At 38.3% G+C, this 20404-nt stretch carries 13 protein-coding genes and 1 tRNA gene; 10 read left to right on the forward strand and 4 right to left on the reverse strand.

Annotated elements, in window-relative coordinates; genetic code table 11:
- Positions 1–52 precede the first annotated feature (52 nt).
- Positions 53–3193 (forward strand): DPP IV N-terminal domain-containing protein, encoded by a 3141-nt coding sequence (locus tag ACSZOX_RS06125; RefSeq protein ID WP_437918942.1) that lies wholly within the window; start codon positions 53–55, stop codon positions 3191–3193.
- Between the two features lie 64 nt (positions 3194–3257).
- Here ACSZOX_RS06125 and ACSZOX_RS06130 read toward each other — a convergent pair whose 3' ends face one another.
- Positions 3258–3581 carry a GIY-YIG nuclease family protein gene (locus ACSZOX_RS06130; RefSeq protein ID WP_437918943.1) on the reverse strand — a complete coding sequence of 108 codons (324 nt, stop codon included), beginning with the start codon at positions 3579–3581 and terminating at the stop codon, positions 3258–3260.
- Between the two features lie 112 nt (positions 3582–3693).
- Here ACSZOX_RS06130 and ACSZOX_RS06135 point away from each other — a divergent pair, with 112 nt between their 5' ends.
- The 7 genes from ACSZOX_RS06135 (at position 3694) to ACSZOX_RS06165 (ending at position 13731) form a co-directional block, all read left to right on the forward strand.
- A complete protein-coding gene (locus tag ACSZOX_RS06135) occupies positions 3694–4467 on the forward strand; it encodes an XRE family transcriptional regulator (RefSeq protein ID WP_437918944.1) in 774 nt (257 codons plus the stop codon).
- A gap of 102 nt (positions 4468–4569) precedes the next feature.
- Positions 4570–5034 (forward strand): ribosome assembly cofactor RimP, encoded by a 465-nt coding sequence (gene rimP / locus ACSZOX_RS06140; protein ID WP_437918945.1) that lies wholly within the window; start codon positions 4570–4572, stop codon positions 5032–5034.
- Between the two features lie 2 nt (positions 5035–5036).
- Positions 5037–6278 (forward strand): transcription termination factor NusA, encoded by a 1242-nt coding sequence (gene nusA, locus ACSZOX_RS06145; RefSeq protein WP_437918946.1) that lies wholly within the window; start codon positions 5037–5039, stop codon positions 6276–6278.
- Positions 6279–6384: 106 nt separating this feature from the next.
- Positions 6385–9495, forward strand: a complete 3111-nt coding sequence (gene infB / locus ACSZOX_RS06150; protein WP_437918947.1) for a translation initiation factor IF-2 — start codon at positions 6385–6387, stop codon at positions 9493–9495.
- A 113-nt stretch (positions 9496–9608) separates the two neighbouring features.
- Positions 9609–10652, forward strand: a complete 1044-nt coding sequence (locus ACSZOX_RS06155; RefSeq protein WP_437918948.1) for a 2Fe-2S iron-sulfur cluster-binding protein — start codon at positions 9609–9611, stop codon at positions 10650–10652.
- Between the two features lie 11 nt (positions 10653–10663).
- Positions 10664–11302, forward strand: a complete 639-nt coding sequence (locus ACSZOX_RS06160) for an NAD(P)H-binding protein (RefSeq protein WP_437918950.1) — start codon at positions 10664–10666, stop codon at positions 11300–11302.
- 215 nt (positions 11303–11517) lie between these two features.
- Positions 11518–13731: an NADP-dependent isocitrate dehydrogenase gene (locus ACSZOX_RS06165; RefSeq protein ID WP_437918951.1), complete on the forward strand. Its 2214-nt coding sequence runs from the start codon at positions 11518–11520 to the stop codon at positions 13729–13731.
- 109 nt (positions 13732–13840) lie between these two features.
- On the opposite strand, the gene ACSZOX_RS06170 is transcribed toward ACSZOX_RS06165, so the two are convergent.
- Both ACSZOX_RS06170 and ACSZOX_RS06175 read right to left on the reverse strand, forming a co-directional pair.
- Positions 13841–14611, reverse strand: coding sequence for a murein L,D-transpeptidase catalytic domain family protein (locus ACSZOX_RS06170; RefSeq protein WP_437918952.1), 771 nt, complete (start codon positions 14609–14611; stop codon positions 13841–13843).
- 74 nt (positions 14612–14685) lie between these two features.
- On the reverse strand, positions 14686–15717 hold the full coding sequence (locus ACSZOX_RS06175) for a L,D-transpeptidase (protein WP_437918953.1): 1032 nt from the start codon (positions 15715–15717) through the stop codon (positions 14686–14688).
- A gap of 182 nt (positions 15718–15899) precedes the next feature.
- Here ACSZOX_RS06175 and ACSZOX_RS06180 point away from each other — a divergent pair, with 182 nt between their 5' ends.
- On the forward strand, positions 15900–17240 hold the full coding sequence (locus ACSZOX_RS06180; RefSeq protein WP_437918954.1) for a PDZ domain-containing protein: 1341 nt from the start codon (positions 15900–15902) through the stop codon (positions 17238–17240).
- Between the two features lie 74 nt (positions 17241–17314).
- Here the strand turns inward: ACSZOX_RS06180 and clpB are convergent, their stop codons facing one another.
- The gene (gene clpB, locus ACSZOX_RS06185) at positions 17315–19924 is read right to left on the reverse strand and encodes an ATP-dependent chaperone ClpB (RefSeq protein WP_437918955.1); all 2610 of its coding nucleotides are present in this window, start codon (positions 19922–19924) and stop codon (positions 17315–17317) included.
- A gap of 252 nt (positions 19925–20176) precedes the next feature.
- Between clpB and ACSZOX_RS06190 the strand changes: the two genes are divergently transcribed.
- Positions 20177–20249 (forward strand) — tRNA-Thr (locus ACSZOX_RS06190).
- Positions 20250–20404: the final 155 nt, after the last annotated feature.

Below are 20404 nucleotides of genomic sequence, written 5' to 3' on the forward strand. Positions count from 1 at the left end.
TTTGGCAAATTGAGAGTTTAACATTAAATTATCCTAACTACATTATTACATTATGAATACATGTCACATATTTGGCATGGTGAAGACGAAGTTGATGATCGTTGTGTTGTTGTTTGTTTTCGTTGCTCCGTTTTCACTTAGAGCGCAGTATTTTGGTCAGAATAAGATGCGCTATAAGAAGCTTGATTTCGAGGTAAAGGAAACGCCTCACTTCGAGATGTATAGCTATCTGAAGAACGATAGCGTTATGCAGTGGCTCGCGAAAGAAGCAGAGGTATGGTATGGAATGCATCAGCAAGTTTTTCAAGATACCTTCTTGCGTAAGAATCCTATTATTATTTATAATAACCATCCCGAATTTCAACAAACGACTGCAATTTCTGGTGAGATATCGGTAGGGACGGGCGGCGTTACGGAGGCTTTCAAGCAACGCGTTGTGATGCCGATTATGCAGATCAACCAACAAACGCGACATGTATTGGGACATGAGATGGTCCATGCTTTTCAATACCGGATATTAATGGAAGGAAGAGATACTACGCGATTGGAGAGTGTTGCTAATATCCCATTGTGGATGGTGGAAGGGATGGCTGAATATCTTTCTATTGGAAAAAAAGATGCATTCACGGCCATGTGGATGCGTGATGCATATGCGAGAAATGATATACCCTCATTAAAGCAACTAACGGAGCAGTCTTACAACTATTTTCCATATCGCTACGGACAGGCTTTTTGGGCTTACGTAGGTGCGACATATGGAGATACGATTATTATGCCGCTGTTTTTGGAGACGGCAAAGTATGGCTACGAGTTTGCTATGAAGAGGGTATTCGGATATGACGCACAAACGATGTCGACACTTTGGAGAAATAGCATGGAGGCTACCTTCAAGAGTTTGAATAAAGACACAACTTCAAATCCGATTGGGGAGGCTTTGATCACTTCGCGTAATGGTGGTCGTATGAATGTGGCACCGGCAATTTCTCCTGATGGTAAATATGTAGCTTTTATGTCTGAAAAAGATTTGTTCGGTATTGATTTGTTCCTAGCTGATGCCGAAACAGGACAAATTATTCGTAAATTGGGCAGTAGGACAACGAGTAAGGATATTGACGAATTTAGCTATTTAGAATCCGCAGGTGATTTTTCGCCAGACAGTAAGCATTTTGCCTTTAGCATTTTTAGCGATGGTAAAAATAAATTGATGATAATCGATGTCAGCACAGGGAAGACTATAGCTGTGGAGGCAATGGGTAAAATCGTGGAGTTTACAAATATCAGCTTCGCTCCAGATGGAAATACAGTTGCATTTTCAGGATTGAAGGAGGGACAAAGCGATATTTATACGTATAACCTCAAAACGAAAGAATTACTTCAATTGACGAACGATAAATACTCTGATTTTCAACCTAGCTTTTCGCCGGATGGTAAATATATTGTATTTAGTACAGATAGAGTCGCGTATGAAAGTGACTCTAGAGCGGTGGATATTCCGATGGGATTAGCAATGTTGGAGGTTAACTCAAATCGGGTGGATCCCATTCGTGTTTTTCCAGGGGGCAATAACCTAAATCCTCATTTTTCAGGCGACGGGAAATATATCTATTTTTTATCTAATGGCGATGGCTACCGGAATTTATTCCGTTATTCACTTGCTACATTAGCCGTAGAGCAGATGACGGATTATTTTACGGGTATTAGTGGGATTACAGAGTATTCGCCCGCAATGAGTGTTTCTAGGAAAGATGATATTGTATATTCCTATTTCAGGGGAAATCAATATAATATTTATAAGGCTCGTGTGTCAGAATTTACGCCCAAGGTTGTTGATGCTGGGGATTCTGATTTTACAGCAGCAATGTTGCCACCCCATTTGAATAGAGGCGTTAATGTGGTTAATACGAATCTGCAAAATTTCAACGTATATGAGCGGATAGGCGATACACAGATTAATCCTGTTGCTTATCGTTCTAAATTTAAATTGGATTATTTAGCAAACTCTGGTGTGGGAATGACTGTGGGTTCACGTTATGGAGCTGGGATGGCCGGAGGAGTTTTTGGAATTTTCTCGGATATACTGGGGTACAATCAGATTTATACAACCTTGAACATAAATGGAGAGATTTATGATTTTGGGGGGCAGTTTGCTTATGTGAATCAAAAAAGCCGATGGAACTGGGGAGGCTCGATTTCCCATGTGCCTTATCGGTATGGGTTTAGTCAGTATGCAATTGAGGATTTGGGAAATGGGGATGAGGTGGTTATCAATGATTATTTGATTAGGCAATATGAAACACAGCTGGATGCCTTTGTTGCCTATCCATTTAATCGGTATCATCGGTTTGAAATTGGAGGGGCTGTAGCTCGATACGGCTACCGTGCAGAAAAATGGAGTCGAAATTCTTATTTTTATGGTAACCGCCAGAAATTATCAAATGAGGAGGCGAATGCCTTGAATTTTGGAAATCTTGATCCTTTGTTTGTTCAGCAAGCCAGTGCTTCCTTTGTCGGTGATAAATCTGTCTTTGGTATGGCAGCTCCCTTAGAGGGATATAGATACCGTATTGGTGCAGGGCAGTATGTTGGAGACTTAAATTTTACGACCTATACGTTGGATTTGAGACGTTACCTGAGATTTAAGCCAATAACGGTTGCTGGTCGCCTTTATTCTTATGTGCGTTCTGGTACGGATGAGAATAAATTAAGGGGAAATTATATTGGTTACCCTTTCTTTGTTCGCGGTTTCGATAATTTAGACCCTCAGAAAGTGGGTGATCTATCTTTTAATGATTTGATGGGGTCTAGGGTGGTGGTTGGTAACTTTGAGCTCCGTTTGCCTTTTACAGGCCCGGAGAAGCTTGCGACTATAAAATCAGGATTTTTATTCTCTGATCTGAATTTGTTTTTTGATGGAGGCTTAGCCTGGAGTCGCGGAAACAAAATTGTAGGCAGTATAGATAAGAAGCCTATTGTTCAACAAAAGAACAGTGATGGAAGTCCTATCAATGACGAGGATGGAAATCCTATATATGGTTACGATGAAAATTACCGTATCCCCATCTTTAGTGCAGGGGTATCCTTACGGATCAACTTATTTGGTGCCATGATTATTGAGCCCTACTACGCGGTACCTTTTATAAAGTCGAGAACAAAATTTGGGACATTTGGCTTAAACTTTATGCCGGGCTGGTAGTCTAATATTTAGATTTGTGCAGTAGGTTCATGTTGGGAAAAGGTTGTTAAGGTCGTTGTTTCGCTTAAGAGGCGTAAACAACGACTTTTTTGTTTGCGGGAATAGTTGTATTGATTCCTAGGTTTAGCCAATTTGGATTTTTTAAGCGAATAAGTTTTTCCCTTTGCATCCGCGTAAAGAAATTGAGTTGTTGTTGTTGTTTGATAGCCTTATCCAAAGCATGATATTCCTCAAGGTATACGACATTCGTTAATTTAGGTGTGCCGCTAAATAATACATTTGAAGTATCTCTTATTTCTTGTAAACGTGTTTGGATGTCATTGCAGTAACCAACTTCTAGATAAGTTCTGTTGCTGTCTGTGATAATGTAAACAAAGTGTCTTTCCATGATAAAATGATGCTTGTTACTAATAAATTTGGTGGTGCCAAACTTATTTACTAATTTTATTGGCACAATAATACTAATAAAATTAGTATTTAAAAATTTTTAATAAAAAAATATGTCAAATATTGCATCGAACCTGAAATTTTTAAGAAAAAGAAAGGGCTTAACACAGCAGCAGTTTGCTGATGTAATAGAAATAAAAAGAGCTTCTGTTGGTGCTTATGAAGAGGATCGCGCGGAACCAAAGTATGAGTTGCTAAAAAAGATAGCGGAGTTTTATGATCTTACGATGGACGAATTGGCACATGATATTATTGATGAAAAATGGAAACCTACTCCCAAAAGTAATGCTTCAAATCTTCGTATATTGAGTGTGACGGTGGATGGTCAACAAAGAGAAAATATTGAGTTGGTACCCGTTAAAGCCAGCGCGGGCTACTTAAATGGCTATGGAGACCCTGAATATGTTGCAGAGTTGCCGAAGTTTTCGTTGCCGATGTTTAATCAGGGGAGTTACAGAGCGTTTGAGATTAAAGGAGATTCCATGTTGCCATTGCCTTCCGGAAGCGTTATTGTTGGCGAATATGTTGAAAATTGGCACGACATTAAGCCCAATCAGACATATGTTGTAGTTTCAAAAGAAGAAGGTGTGGTTTATAAAAGGGTAGCTTCTAAGTTTAAAGATGATAAGGGATTGAAATTATTGTCAGACAATAAGGTTTATGAGCCTTATTGGGTGCCGGCGCAAGATATTGTGGAAGTATGGAAAGCAAAGGCATTCATTAGCACGGTTTTACCGGAACCTAGTCCTGAGCCTACAATGGAAACATTGACTGCTATGATGGCGCAAATGCAGAAAACAATTAACTCCGTAGTTGATAATAAATAAAAGCATATTTGTTTCTTTACAAAGATATTTGTACCTTTGTATTATCTGAAGAAGAGGGGGCATAGTATGCCCCCTTTTTTAGTTCACTTATTGAAATTTAATATGCAGATAGAGGAAAGAGTTCGCGAATTGGTAGAAGAAAAGATTGCAGATAGGAGTGATCTGTTTATTGTTCGCATAAAGATGCACAATAACAATATTTTGGAAATTCTATTGGATGGAGATGCCGGTATTGCAATTGAAGACTGTGCTAAGGTAAGCCGACATGTTGGATTTCATTTGGAAGAAGAGAATGTTATTGATAAAAAGTATCGTTTGGAAGTTTCGTCTCCTGGTATAGATACACCTCTTTTATTGTATAGACAATATGCTAAAAATAAAGGACGTGATATTCGCATCACACAATTGGATGGTACGAAACGTGAAGGAAAGCTTCTAGAGGTAAGTGAATCAAGTGTTCTGATTAATGAAAGAATAAAAGAAAAAGGAAAGAAGGAAGTGTTACAACAATCTGAGGTTCCAATGGAGAATATAAAAGAAACAAAGGTGTTAATTTCATTTAAGTAAAAATGAGCAGCAGCAATATCAATTTGATAGACTCTTTTCAAGAGTTTAAAGATTTTAAAAATATCGATCGTCCTACTGTTATTACGGTATTGGAAGAAGTATTTCGTAGCATGATCCGTAAACGTTTTGGTACGGATGAAAACGTTGACGTTATTGTAAACCCTGATAACGGAGACTTGGAAATTTGGAGAACGCGTGTCGTTATGGAAGATGGCTTTTCGGAAGACGATGATCTTGAAATTGAGTTAGCTGAAGCGCATCAATATGATCCTGATTTGGAAGTTGGAGATGATTATATTGAACAAATTACTTTAGAGAGTTTTGGACGTCGTGCGATATTGGCAGCACGTCAAACGCTAGTTTCAAAAATCTTAGAACTTGAGAAAGATGAGGTCTTCAAGAAATATAAAGATCGCGAGGGAGAGTTAGTAATTGGTGAAGTTTATCAAATATGGAAGAAAGAAATTCTTGTATTGGATGAAGATGGAAATGAACTCATTTTGCCAAAGACAGAGCAAATACCAGCAGATTATTTTAAAAAGGGAGATAGTATTCGCGCGGTAGTATTTAAGGTGGACATGATGAATAATAATCCAAAGATTATCATTTCGCGTACTGCACCTGAATTTTTGCAACGTTTATTTGAATTAGAAGTTCCAGAGATTTTTGATGGTCTTATTACAATTAGAAAAATTGTTCGTGAACCAGGTGAACGAGCAAAAGTTGCTGTAGAATCTTATGACGACCGAATAGATCCAGTTGGAGCCTGTGTGGGGATGAAGGGATCACGTATTCACGGTATCGTGCGTGAGTTGAGAAATGAGAATATTGACGTGATTAACTTTACATCGAATCATTCGCTCTATATCACTCGTGCATTGAGCCCTGCTCGTATTTCATCAATTAAAATAGATGAAGATGATAAAACAGCTGCTGTTTATTTAAAGCCTGATCAGGTTTCTTTAGCAATAGGACGTGGTGGGCATAATATTAAGCTTGCAGGAAAATTGACGGGTTATGAAATAGATGTGTATAGAGAAAATGATGAGGTGGAAGAAGATGTGGATATCGAAGAATTTGCAGATGAAATTGATAGCTGGATCATAGACGAATTTAAACGTGTAGGACTTGATACAGCCAAGTCTGTATTAGCTTTAACAGAAGAGGAGCTTGTAAGACGTACCGACTTAGAAGAAGATACAATACAAGAAATTGTACGTATCCTCAGGTCAGAGTTTGAATAAGATCTCTGACGAGTAAAAGCACTGAAAAAACAATTGATTTGAAATTGTTTTTTCAGTGTAAAAAAACATATTTTTGTAGTACTTAATATTAGAAGGTAATTAATAGATGACAGAAGGAAAAAGCGTAAACTTGCTTAAGGCAGCAAAAGAACTTAACATAGGGATAGGTACTGCTGTAGATTTCTTAGTGAAGAAGGGATTTGATGTAGATTCAAAGCCGAGCACTAAGTTATCGCCAGATATGTATGCTATTCTTCTAAAAGAATTTCAAGGAGACAAAATCGTAAAAGACGAAGCGAAGCAGATTGTTATCGGTAAGATTCGTCGTGAAGAGTCAGTTGCCGGAACAGGTGGAGTAAATCCTTCTGAATCTAAAGAAGACATTCAAGAAGATCTAACGGATTCTAAAGAGATTCTAATAAAAAATACCGCTGCTGTTGAAGAAGCTCCTTCGCCAGTGAAAACGGAACCCGAAGAACAACCGAAAAAAGAGGACGTTGGTCAAGGCCATTTGAAAGTTGTTGGGAAAATTGACTTAGATAGTTTAAATAGAGGAAAATCAAAAAAGGTAGAACCTGTCGAGGAGAAGATCCAAGAGCCAGCGCCAGTTGTGGAGGTAAAACCAGTTGTGGAGGTTAAAGAGGTTATAGAAACAAAACCTGTAGAAGAGCCACAGCCTGTACAAAAGGAAGAGGTAAAACCTGTAATTGAAGCGCCTAAAGTGGAAGCACCGAAAGTCGAGATTATTGCCGAAAAGAAGGTTGTAGAGGTGCTGCCTAAAGAAGAAATTAAAAACGAGCCTAAGGCCGACATGAATAAAGAAATTACAGAAACCAAACCCGTGGAGAAAGCCGAAGAAATTAAACCTTCAGTAGTAGAGGCACCACAAAATGAGGTTATACGTGCGCGTTCGGAGACGTTAGCGGGCCCTAAGGTGATTGGAAAGATTCAATTACCTGTAGAGCGCAAGCCGGTAGCTTCTTCGTCTAATTCGGCGCATAACGACAATAAACGGAAGCGGAAGCGTTCGAACAAGAATCCTAATGCTCCTGTTAATCCAAATGCTACCGAAGGTCAACGGAACTCTGGGGATAATAGAAATTCTGGAAATAATACCAACACGAACAATAATAATAACAATAACAACAATAATCGTGGTGGTGGATTTAACCGTACTGGCGGACAACATGGTGCTGGACAGCAACAAAATCGCCAAGGAAACAATTCGCAGGACAGATTTGGGAAAGGTCGTCATGACAATAAAGCAAGAGGCCGTCAACCTGAAACTCCGAAGGAAGAGCCTTCAGAAAAAGAAATCCAAGATCAAATCAAAGCAACGCTTGCTCGTTTGAGCGGCGCTGGAAAATCGGGTAAATTTGCACAACGTGCTAAATTACGTCGTCAGAAACGTGACGATATAGCTCTTTCTGCAGAGGAAGCAGCAATGGAGGAAGCAGCGCAATCTAAAATTTTGCGCGTGACGGAATTTGTAACGGCGAATGAGTTGGCAAACTTGATGGATGTACAGGTGACACAAGTTATTTCTACTTGTATGAGCTTAGGTATGTTTGTTTCCATTAACCAACGTCTAGATGCTGAAACATTGACTATTGTTGCTGATGAGTTTGGTTATCAAGTTGAATTTATTAAACCTGAAGATGAGGAAGTAACCGAATTGGAAGAGGTAGATAATGAAGCGAATTTGATTTCTCGTGCCCCTATTGTCACGGTGATGGGACACGTCGATCATGGTAAGACTTCGTTATTAGATTATATTAGAAAAGCCAATGTTACTAAAGGCGAAGCCGGAGGTATCACGCAACATATTGGTGCGTATGCTGTGAAATTGGATGATGGTCGTAAGATTACATTTTTAGATACGCCAGGTCACGAGGCCTTTACGGCGATGCGTGCTCGTGGTGCTAAGGTTACAGATATTGTTATCATTGTTATTGCTGCTGACGACGCTGTCATGCCACAAACACGTGAAGCGATTAATCACGCACAAGCAGCAGGTTCTCCGATTGTTTTCGCATTTACAAAGGTTGACAAACCTGGTGCAAATGCGGATCGTATCAGAGAACAACTTTCTGCAATGAACATCTTAGTAGAGGATTGGGGCGGAAAATATCAAGCCCAGGAAATTTCTGCAAAAACAGGTGAGAATGTGGAGTTGTTGTTGGAGAAGGTTTTGTTAGAAGCGGAGTTATTAGAGTTGAAAGCTGATCCAACGAAACGTGCTGTCGGTTCTGTTATTGAAGCTGCTCTAGATAAAGGTCGCGGAATTGTTACTACGGTCTTGGTACAAGGTGGAACATTGCGCGTAGGAGACGCTATCCTTGCGGGATCGCACTCTGGTAAAGTTAAGGCATTGACTAACGAACGAGGTGAGCGTGTGAAAGAGGCCGGTCCTTCAATACCTGTTCAGATTTTAGGTATGTCTGGCGCACCGACTGCTGGTGATAAGTTGTATGTCCTTGAGAGTGAATCAGAGGCTCGTCAGGTTGCAAATAAACGCCTTCAATTACAACGTGAACAAGGTATGCGCGCAACTAAACATATCACACTTGATGAAATTGGACGTCGTTTGGCAATTGGTAATTTCAAAGAGCTTAACGTAATCGTGAAAGGTGATGTGGATGGTTCTATTGAGGCGTTGTCAGACTCTTTATTGAAGCTTTCTACAGCCGAAATACAGGTTAACATTATCCATAAATCTGTAGGGGCAATTTCCGAATCTGATGTTTTGTTAGCTTCTGCTTCTGATGCAATCATTATCGGTTTCCAAGTGAGACCAACTCAAGGATCTAGAAAACTTGCTGAGCAAGAGCAGATCGATATTCGTTTGTATTCGATTATTTATGATGCTATCGACGAACTCAAATCAGCTATGGAAGGTATGTTGGCTCCTAAGTTTGAAGAGAAAATAGTTGCTGAAGTGGAAATTAGAGAAACTTTCAAAATTTCTAAAGTGGGAACTATTGCGGGTTGTATGGTTCGTGAAGGTAAGATTACTAGAAGTAATGATATACGCGTGATTCGTGATGGTGTTGTTATTCACACTGGAAAATTAGCATCTTTAAAACGTTTCAAGGACGATGTTAAAGAAGTTGCACAAGGTTACGAATGTGGTTTGAACATCGATCGTTTCAACGATATCCAAGTGGGAGATATTGTAGAAGCTTACGAACAAGTAGAAGTAAAACGTAAACTCTAATACTGAGTTTCTAAAGTATAGAAATCCTGATAGGCGAAGAACTTATCAGGATTTTTTTGTTCTATAGTTGTTGTCTATTTGACTTTTCTCTGGAATTAAATTAATTTTACGGGATGTACACATTTGAAATCTCTGATATCATTCGCCAACCTAATGAAAATATAACACTAACATTTAGAGATCTTTCTGGGAATTATCCTCGTTATAAAGCTGGACAATTTCTTACACTTTCCTTTTTATTTGGAGAACGAGAAGTGAGGCGTTCTTATTCATTTAGTAGTTCGCCAGATATCGATGAACCTATCGGAATCACCGTGAAGCGGGTCGATAACGGTGAGATTTCGAGATTATTGCATCATCGAATGCGGGTTGGTGATCGTATCGAAGTATTGGCGCCGCAGGGCTTATTTTATTACGAGCCGGAAGATGAAATAGAGCGTACCCTAATTCTTTTCGGAGCGGGTGTAGGGGTAACCCCATTATTTTCTATTTTGAAAACAGCTTTAGTTGCAGAAAAACGAACAAAAGTTGTGTTGGTTTATAGTAATGGATCGCCCGAAAGAACTGTTTTTTATAACGAATTACTAGACTGGCAAAAAGAATACAAAGATAGATTTACGATTGTTTGGATTTTCTCTAACGCAAAGAATCTATTAAATGCTCGCCTTAATAGAGAATTTCTTATTCGCATTGTTAAAGAGAATATGCCTGAGCATGGAGATATTATTTTTTACACTTGTGGACCTGTTTTTTACATGGATTTAGTCCGGTTTACATTGTTGGGAATGGGGTATCCAGATGAAAATATTCGTCGCGAAACGTTCCATTTTCCAGAAGAGGAGGAAGATGAGGACGAGCATGAAGAGCAACCTGTAGATATGACTTCCTATGATATTGTATTGCAGTTCCAAGATCATGAATACAAATTGACGATACCTTATAATAAAACAATATTAGACGTTGGTTTAGAACATAAAATCAGGCTTCCTTATTCATGCAAATCAGGGATGTGTAGTACTTGTATATCGCAATGTGTAGAGGGAAGTGTAAGGATGGACTATAATGAGGTTTTGACAGACCGGGAAGTAGCGAATGGTCGATGCTTAATTTGTGTCGCTCATCCATTGACAGAACGAACTGTAATCAAAGTTTTATAAAATTTGTGAGTATGCACGCATTAATTATTGGATCTACAGGTGCTACAGGAAGAGAACTTGTTAATCAATTACTCGAAGACAATCGTTTTCATCGAGTCACTGTATTTGTACGTCGGAATTTTTTTCAGAAACATCCTAAGCTAAAAGAAATTGTGGTTGATTTCGAACATTTGGGAGAGTACATGGAAGATGTAGAAGCAGATGTTTCATTTTCATGCTTAGGGACTACCAAAGCTGATGCAGGAAGTGAAGCTGCACAATGGCGTGTGGATCACGATTATCAGCTCGAATTCGCTAAACTTTCTTTGAAGGTCGGTGTTAAACATTTCATTCTTTTATCTGCGATTGGAGCAAAGCATAACGCTATATTTTTTTACAGCCGTATGAAGGGCACGTTAGAAGACAAGATAAAAGCACTTAATTTTTCGTCTATCCATATCATACAGCCAAGTTTTATTATTAGGCCAGAGTCGACACGGAAGATGGAAATTATTGCTGGAAAGCTTTTGCAGTTTATTAACCGAATGGGGCTTTTTCCTTCATTTAGAGCGACTACGACTTCAGCATTAGCTACGGTTATGGTAAAGTCTCTTTTTCGTTCACAGCATGGAATATCTATAGCGTCTCCTCAAGTCTATTTTGAGTGGTAAATAGATCCGGATTAGGAAACGAAATGAGCGATTTTCCTACGAGTATCGTTAAACTAATTCATTGTTGTCAAATATTATTTTGACACCGCCATAATTCACTCAATTATGGCGTTTTTGCTTGCAAATGCTTATCTTTAGGCGAATTTAAAAATAGACATCTCCTTGGAGGGGTCTTATGGTGTCACAGAAAATTTGTAATATTCCAATAGAAAATTATGTCATCTAAAATTATCTACACGAAAACAGATGAAGCGCCGTTATTGGCAACTTATTCGTTTTTACCAATTGTCCAAGCCTTTGCTAAAACAGCAGATATCGATGTTGAATTGAGAGATATTTCGTTGGCAGGACGTATTCTTGCTAATTTCCCTGATCATCTAACTGCGGAACAAAAAACCAGTGATGCCTTGGCTGAATTAGGAAAATTGGCTACAGAGCCCGAGGCTAACATTATAAAGTTGCCTAATATTTCGGCTTCTATTCCGCAACTTAAGGGTGCTATCGCTGAATTGCAGAAAGCAGGTTACAACGTTCCAAATTATCCCGATGCTCCAGTAAATGCAGAAGAGGAAGCTGTAAAATCTACTTATGCTAAAATATTAGGATCTGCTGTAAATCCAGTTCTTCGTGAGGGAAATTCAGACCGTCGTGCTCCAAAGGCAGTTAAGAACTATGCAAAGGCAAATCCACATAGTATGGGAGCTTGGGCATCTACAAGCCAGACGAAAGTAGTATCGATGACTGATGGAGACTTTTATGCGACAGAGAAATCGGTTACAATAGATACAGATACACAGTTCAAAATTGAGTTTGTTTCCGAAAATGGTACTGTAAAAGAGCTTAAAGGATTAGCAAATCTTAAAGCTGGAGAGGTGATTGACACTTCTGTATTAAATTTTGCTAAATTAAAGTCTTTCGTAGGCGACGCTATTGAAGAAGCAAAAGCTGCCGGTGTTTTATTGTCGGCTCATTTGAAAGCTACAATGATGAAGGTGTCTGATCCTATTATTTTCGGTGCTATTGTTGAGGTTTACTTTAAAGACGTTTTCGCTAAATATGGTCAGTTATTTGCTGATCTCGGGATTAACAAGAATAATGGGCTAGGTGAGGTCTACGCTAAAATTGCAGGACATACACAAGAACAAGATATCAAATCGGCTATTCAAGTTGCTATTGAAAATGGACCTGATTTAGCAATGGTCAATTCTGATAAAGGTATCACAAACCTGCATGTTCCTTCTGATGTTATCGTAGATGCTTCGATGCCGGCTATGATTCGGACATCAGGCCAAATGTGGAATAAAGAGGGAAAACAACAAGATACTTTTGCTATTATTCCCGATCGTTCTTATGCTGGTGTATATGCAGCAGTTATAGCTGATTGTAAAGAACATGGAGCTTATGACCCAAGGACAATGGGGTCTGTTCCGAATGTGGGCCTTATGGCGCAAAAGGCAGAAGAATACGGATCGCACGATAAAACTTTCCAAGCTTCGGAAAAAGGTACCATTCGCGTGGTTGATGCAAATGGAAAATTGTTTTTGGATCAGGTAGTAGAAGCAGGCGATATTTTCCGCATGTGTCAGACTAAAGATGCTCCTATACAAGACTGGGTTAAATTAGCTGTAAATCGTGCTCGTTTGTCCGCTACACCAGCAATCTTTTGGTTGGATGAAAATCGCGCTCACGATCGTGAAATTATAAAAAAAGTGAACGCATATCTACCTAATTTTGATACCACAGGTTTGGATATTCGCATTTTATCTCCTGTAGAAGCTACGAAAGTTTCTGTAGAACGCATTCGCAAAGGGGAGGATACGATTTCCGTAACAGGAAATGTACTTCGTGATTATTTAACAGATTTATTTCCAATCTTAGAATTAGGCACATCTGCTAAGATGCTTTCGATTGTTCCTTTAATGAATGGTGGAGGGTTATTTGAAACAGGTGCTGGCGGATCAGCTCCTAAACATGTTGAGCAGTTCTTGGAAGAGGGATATCTTCGTTGGGATTCATTAGGGGAATTCTTGGCATTAGGTGCTTCTTTTGAACATCTTTCGCAAACACAAGACAATGCAAAAGCACAAATTTTGGCAGATGCACTTGATTCCGCTACCGAGAAGTTTCTGGCAAATGATAAGTCTCCTGCTCGTAAAGTCGGTCAGATCGATAACAGAGGATCGCATTTCTATCTAACATTATATTGGGCTGAAGCATTAGCTGGTCAATCTAAAGATCAAGATTTGGCAGTGATATTTGCCCCGATAGCAAAGGCCTTAGCTGATAATGAATCTAAAATTAATCAGGAATTGATTGAAGCACAGGGTAATGCACAAGATGTTGGTGGATATTATTTTCCAAATGACGCATTAGCAAGTCATGCGATGCGCCCATCAGAAACATTGAATAATGTTATTGATTCATTGTAGATAATATATAATCGAAATATAATAAAAAGGCCAATCTACTCGATTGGCCTTTTTACTGAAAATGTTTTAGAATATTTTTGCTATCGTATAAGATTTTTTCTCAAAAAGATTAATTTAGATTTTCCAAACTATCTCCCATTATTTCATTATGCTGAGCGAGTAACCCCCTTGAGGATATTGTATTTAATACCGTCGTTTTAGCCAAGTACTGCGGGTTATCTGCATAGATGTATAACAAAGATCCATTTTTGATTGCATTAATAATGGGTTTTGTCAATTCTCTTGGCAAAGCAGGGCATCCATAACTTCTACCAAGTCTTCCCGTAGATTTTATAGTAGATTCACTGCAATAATCAGCTCCATGGATTACAACTGCACGAGCTTTGGCCTGGTCATTAATTCCTTTCTCAAGCCCATTCAATACAAGCGAGTAACCATTGCCTCCTTGATAAGTATTCTCTGTTAAAAAAAAGCCCAAGGAACTTTGGTACGATCCGTGTTTATTAGAGAATGATTTTGCGTACTTCTCGCCTGAATTTCTACCGTGTGAAACAATTGTTCTAAAAAGTACTTTCTCTTTTTCCATATCAATAACAACCATTCTCTTTTCTGTAGAAGGTAGGGTAAAATCAATTACCGTGAGAATATTTGTCTTTTTAGGGTGTAAAGTATGGTAACCTTGCAAAGCTTGCTCAAAAGCCTCGAATTTGAGGACTTCTCCCAAATTCATTTTGTCATACAACAAATTTGCTTCGGATATTGGTTCTCTTTCTTTTTTTGAAATTGGTTTAGAAGGATGGTCGGGAAAATGTTTTTTTAAAGTCGTAGGTATATAACTCACCAATAACCCCGTCAACAATACAAAAAATAAACTACGCATAAGCACAAAATCTTTAATCCGTCTGCAAAGTTATTAATAAATTGATTGTCAAAATGTTAAAAAAATGTAAATATTTAATCGATCACTATCACTAGTGCATTAAATTTTTTTGCCCAATCGAAGATAAATTTTGCATGAGAAGATGCATTTCTCACACACATATGCGATCTGGGTGTGGTACCTAGTGACCAACTATATTCAATAATTGCTCCTTTTGGATTATTAACGGGAACTCCGTGTATGTAGGCACCGTTAGTGAATCGACTGGCGTAAGGGGCGAACCCTTCGATAGAAGTTGTACCATCTTTATAATAAAACATTTTAGTTTTTTTCTCTTGAATGACGTACATTCCTGTAGGGGTTTCTTGGGCATAAGGTGGTTTATGTCTGCCAGTTGTAGCAGGATTCATACTTTTTATGACCCATTTGCAATCGCCCTGACGCTCTGCGGTTAATATATTTTGGTTGGTGACATCGACAAATGCAATATGATGAAAATTCACGGTATCACCTAAGCTCTTAACATATCGCTTTGGAACCTCAAATACACCTTCAAATGATATACCTTCGACTTTGACCATATCTAAGGTATCTGCACTTTGTAGTTTGACAAGAAATCCGTCTCGTCCATATAGTGTAGGCGTTTTTGTTTCTCCGACAACGTACAGTGGCGCAGATTGATAGCGTTCGTTTCCTAAAGAATCCGAAATTCGAGTGTATTCATTTCTGTGATAATTTTTTACGAGAGGAGCTTCCTGATTTCTGTTTTTGTAGTTTTGTAATACAGCATAGTTTGCAGGGACACGTTGAAAATTCTCAACTAAGGCTAGTTTTTCTTTGATTTTTTCCATTTGAAAATGACGTGAGGTATCCTTATAAGGATAAGACTCCTCTAACGTATGTTTGTCATAGGAAAGTTCCTTGCTTAATGTAATGTCTTCGGCTGTTTTCGGTTTCTTGCGAGCTTCCTCCTCAGCTTTTTTCACAAGTTCCAAAGAATCTGTACGTTTTTGCGCTTCAGGATCATTTTTAACTTCCTGCTTTTGGGTACAACATACGGATATAAAGCAGATTAAGAGAGCTAGAAGCTTTGTGTATACGCTCATATATGACGTCTATAAGTTATATCTTTGATTTTCTCAAACATACATAAAAAGTGTAAAACTTCATAGGTATTTGATAAAATAAACAGGCTATAAAGATCTTCATATGCCGTTTATAATTACTTAGTAATCATATTTCTATTTTCTATATACAATCGTTATCTTCGTATATGTACCAGTTATAAATGAAACATTTGATCTGCCTTTGGTTTATTTGTATTTCTTTTCAGGGATATGGTCAAGGATTTTTTAAGTTGATGGACGATGGACCACTTTCTTTAAAATTTGAATTAGTAAATAATATTATCTTGATACCGGTGAAAATAAATGGTGTTCCCTTGACTTTTTTACTTGATACGGGAGTAAAAGAAACCATTCTTTTTGCTCAAGCAGACGATTCTTTGATGTTAAAAAATCAAAATAAGATGCGTTTTCATGGTATAGGTACTGAGGGGGGCGTTGAAGGTATTTTATCGAAAGGAAATACGGTAGAGGTTGGAGATGTAGCAATCGACTCTTTACATTGGCTGTATGTTATACATGCTACAGACCTTGATTTGTCTAGTGATATAGGCGTGGCAATTAACGGCATTATAGGTTCAAAATTCTTCAATAGTTTTGCTGTAAAAATAGACTACATCAAAGAAAAGATTACTTTATTTCCACCAGGATATGATTATACTAGAATAATACGGAGATATAGGGCCGCCAATTTGCAGGTAGAAAATGAACGACCATACGTTCAAGTTAGATGGCTGGCAGACAACGAGTGGATGGCTGGCAAGGTGCTTTTGGATCTAGGGAATACAGATCCGATTATGTTGTTTCCTTTTGTGTTGAAAAATCATGTTGTTCGATCTCCTTACGTGGAAGAATATATAGGGCGAGGGTTTAATGGTGTTATTTATGGGAAGAGAAATCGAATTCGGAAAGTGGTTTTAGAGGATTTTACATTAGACTATCCGATAGTAGCTTATCCAGATTCCAATGCTGTTTTTTTGAGTAAGTTGGCTAGAAATAGGGTAGGTTCGATTGGGAGCCAGGTCGTTCAACGTTTTCATATCCTAATAGACTATGAAAGACGAATTTTTTATTTGGATAAGAATAGGCATTTCAAAAAGCCATTCTTGATGAATATGGCTGGCGTCGATATTAAACACGATGGTATAGAATGGGTAAGAGAACTTGTTTCGGTTTCTTCTAATTCGCCGAATGAGCGTTCTTCTTTGGCGGGAAATAATGAAATAAAGGTTAATTTATCGAACAGCGGTCTGCAGTATAAATTTGTATTGAAAGCTATTTACAAAATTTCAGGTTTGAGGAAAAACTCACCAGCAGCTAATGCTGGTGTATGCGCCGATGATATATTGCTGAAAATTAATGGAATGGAGGTTGGTAATTTAACCTTGTCTAAAATCAATTCTAAGCTGCAATCTCATCCTGGCGATACTTTAAAACTAACTTTAAAAAGGAATGAAAAAGTTTTCACGACGACCTTCCGTTTAGTTGATCCTATACCATATTAAAGTACAAAGTACAAATCGAAATACATTCTGATTTGTACTTTGTATTCTTTCTTTTTTGGAGGAACTATTTTTTCTTAGTTGTCTGGAAGTGCGTTTTTATTAAGAAAAACAAACTGTCCGTCAAATACATCAAGCTCTATACTTGCATCCTTAGATACTTTTCCCGAAAGTATTTCTTTAGATAGTTCATTAAGCACCCGTTTCTGGATTACTCTTTTTAGAGGACGTGCTCCATAGATAGGGTCATAGCCAAGTTGACCTAACCAATCTAATGCATCTTCGCTAGCTGAAAGTAAAATATGCTGTTCGGCAAGTTGATCTTGTATGCGATGGAACTGCAGTCGCACAATGTTGCTAATTTCAGTACGGCTCAGCGGCGTAAACATAATGACTTCATCGATACGGTTTAAAAATTCTGGACGAATGGTTTTTTGCAACAAAGCAAATACTTCATCTTTCGTTTTTGCGACAATTTCATCTCTGTTTCCATCATTCAATTGTGAGAAATTTTCTTGAATAATGGGTGACCCTGTATTTGAGGTCATGATAATGATCGTGTTTTTAAAGTTAACGATTCGCCCCTTATTGTCCGTTAAATGTCCGTCATCCAATACTTGTAGCAAGATGTTAAAGACATCTGGATGTGCTTTTTCTATTTCGTCTAAAAGAACTACGGAATAAGGTCTACGACGTACAGCCTCTGTTAATTGCCCACCTTCATCGTAACCTACGTAGCCTGGAGGCGCTCCGATCAATCTGGAGACCGCGTGTCGCTCTTGGTATTCAGACATATCTATTCGAACCAAAGCTTGTTCGTCGTCAAATAAGTATTCCGCTAATGCTTTGGCTAGCTCTGTTTTACCAACACCTGTAGTACCTAGAAAGATGAATGAACCTATTGGACGTTTTGCATCGCTTAATCCTGCGCGAGAACGTCTGATAGCATCAGAGATTGCCTCAATAGCTTCTTCTTGTCCTGCTACGCGTTTGTGCAACTCATCCTCTAAGCGCAATAGTTTTTCTCTCTCAGATTGCACCATTTTGTTCACAGGTATCCCTGTCCAACGAGAAACAACATCAGCAATATCCTCAGCAGTAACTTCCTCCTTTAGCATGCGGCTGTCTTGTTGTTTTTCCGCAAGTTCCTTTTTTAGTTTTTCTACATGATCTTGTGCTTCTTTTATTTTTCCATAACGGAGTTCTGCCACCTTGCCGTAATCTCCTGCTCTTTCAGCTTGATCAGCCTCCAATTTGTAATCTTCAATATTTTGTATTTCTAGATTTACTTGGTCTACCAAACTTTTTTCAGATCGCCAAGCGGCTTTCAGTGAGTCCCGTTCATCGGATAAGTTAGCGATTGTCTCCGAAAGCTCGTTAACTTTTTTGTGATCATTTTCCCGTTTTATTGCTTCCCTTTCAATTTCTAACTGCATGATTCTACGATCCAATTCGTCTACATTCTCTGGCACCGAGTCCATCTCCAAGCGAAGTTTAGAGGCAGCCTCATCCACCAAATCTATTGCTTTATCTGGTAGAAAGCGATCGGTGATATAACGTTGGGAAAGCTCTACAGCAGCAATGATAGATTCATCCAATATCCTTACTTTATGGTGTGTTTCGTATCGTTCTTTTAAACCTCTTAGGATTGATATAGCATCTTGGGTATTGGGTTCGCTTACCATCACCTTTTGAAAGCGTCGCTCCAAGGCTTTATCCTTTTCAAAATATTTTTGATATTCATTCAATGTTGTTGCCCCTATAGCTCTCAATTCCCCACGTGCTAACGCTGGTTTTAATATATTAGCAGCATCCATAGCGCCTTCACCACCTCCTGCGCCTACAAGAGTATGTATTTCATCAATAAAGAGTATTATTTCTCCGTCACTCTCGGAAACTTCTTTTACAACAGATTTCAAACGTTCTTCGAATTCGCCCTTGTATTTAGCCCCTGCAATAAGAGCCCCCATATCAAGCGAGTACACAATTTTCGTTTTCAAATTTTCAGGTGCATCTCCTTTTATGATTCGGTAAGCGATACCTTCAGCTATAGCTGTTTTGCCTACTCCAGGTTCGCCAACTAAAATAGGGTTATTCTTGGTTCGTCTCGAAAGTATTTGCATCACCCGACGAATTTCTTCGTCTCTTCCTATAACTGGATCTAGCTTTCCAGATTCCGCAAATTCATTTAGATTTCGAGCATATTTTCCCAAGGAATTATAAGTTGTTTCGGCATTTTGGTCTGTTACCTTGTTGTTGCCCCGCAATTCTTTTATGGCTAGTTTAAGGTCTTTTTCGTTGACTCCTTGATCTTTTAAGAGCGTACTTACTTTATCGTTCGTTGTAAGTAAGCCTAATAGAATGTGTTCTATAGAGATAAATTCGTCATGAAATTCTTTAAGGTAACTTTGTGCTTTTTGTAGAGCCGTATTTGTAGAGCTGCTTAAATAAACATTAGTTCCGCTTACTTTTGGTAGTGCATCTATTTGTTTGTCGATTTCAGAAGCCAAGTAGTTGATGTTTACATTCAGTTTTTTTAGTAGATGTGGTATAATGTGTTCGTCAACTGCTAAAAGCGCCTTAAAAATATGAGCTGGTTCAATCGCCTGTTGTTGGTTTCCCTGGACAATTTCAGAAGCTTTTTGTATGACTTCTTGAGCTTTGATAGTGTAGTTATTAAAATTCATATAAGTCTAGTTGTTTAATTTAAAATCTTGTTATCCAATTCTAATATTTACTAAACAATTTGAATGCCTTTTTGCTTTTTTATTGTTTTTCGGAAAAAATGACAGTTTATTTTGTTTTTTAGTGTCAAAATGACTTTTTGCTATTTTTTTAGGCTGTATATCAGCTTATTTCTGTTTTTCTTTAAAAGAAGGCTTGCATAATAGGGGATAAGTTCTGATATTTGCATCACAGAAACACAATACGTTTCGTAGGCCTCCTTAGCTCAGCTGGTAGAGCAACTGACTTGTAATCAGTAGGTCATTGGTTCGATTCCGATAGGAGGCTCATATTTAAAAAGCGGTTTTTTTACACAAAAAAGCCGCTTTTTTGCGTTTTGAGCAAAGATTAGTAGCGTCTTTGTTTGGATCATGTTCAAAAGTTGTGGAGAGGAGAAAAAATAATCAGATATTTGCAGCTTGATATTTTGTTGAGATGCACGA

Source organism: Sphingobacterium sp. LRF_L2 (genome assembly GCF_965644235.1).
Lineage (GTDB): Bacteria > Bacteroidota > Bacteroidia > Sphingobacteriales > Sphingobacteriaceae > Sphingobacterium.

Excerpts from the sequence above, each read along its gene's own strand:
- ACSZOX_RS06125 (WP_437918942.1), top strand. The coding sequence starts at position 53 with ATGAATACATGTCACATATTTGGCATGGTGAAGACGAAGTTGATGATC.
- ACSZOX_RS06130 (WP_437918943.1), bottom strand. The coding sequence starts at position 3,581 with ATGGAAAGACACTTTGTTTACATTATCACAGACAGCAACAGAACTTAT.
- ACSZOX_RS06135 (WP_437918944.1), top strand. The coding sequence starts at position 3,694 with ATGTCAAATATTGCATCGAACCTGAAATTTTTAAGAAAAAGAAAGGGC.
- rimP (WP_437918945.1), top strand. The coding sequence starts at position 4,570 with ATGCAGATAGAGGAAAGAGTTCGCGAATTGGTAGAAGAAAAGATTGCA.
- nusA (WP_437918946.1), top strand. The coding sequence starts at position 5,037 with ATGAGCAGCAGCAATATCAATTTGATAGACTCTTTTCAAGAGTTTAAA.
- infB (WP_437918947.1), top strand. The coding sequence starts at position 6,385 with ATGACAGAAGGAAAAAGCGTAAACTTGCTTAAGGCAGCAAAAGAACTT.
- ACSZOX_RS06155 (WP_437918948.1), top strand. The coding sequence starts at position 9,609 with ATGTACACATTTGAAATCTCTGATATCATTCGCCAACCTAATGAAAAT.
- ACSZOX_RS06160 (WP_437918950.1), top strand. The coding sequence starts at position 10,664 with ATGCACGCATTAATTATTGGATCTACAGGTGCTACAGGAAGAGAACTT.
- ACSZOX_RS06165 (WP_437918951.1), top strand. The coding sequence starts at position 11,518 with ATGTCATCTAAAATTATCTACACGAAAACAGATGAAGCGCCGTTATTG.
- ACSZOX_RS06170 (WP_437918952.1), bottom strand. The coding sequence starts at position 14,611 with ATGCGTAGTTTATTTTTTGTATTGTTGACGGGGTTATTGGTGAGTTAT.
- ACSZOX_RS06175 (WP_437918953.1), bottom strand. The coding sequence starts at position 15,717 with ATGAGCGTATACACAAAGCTTCTAGCTCTCTTAATCTGCTTTATATCC.
- ACSZOX_RS06180 (WP_437918954.1), top strand. The coding sequence starts at position 15,900 with ATGAAACATTTGATCTGCCTTTGGTTTATTTGTATTTCTTTTCAGGGA.
- clpB (WP_437918955.1), bottom strand. The coding sequence starts at position 19,924 with ATGAATTTTAATAACTACACTATCAAAGCTCAAGAAGTCATACAAAAA.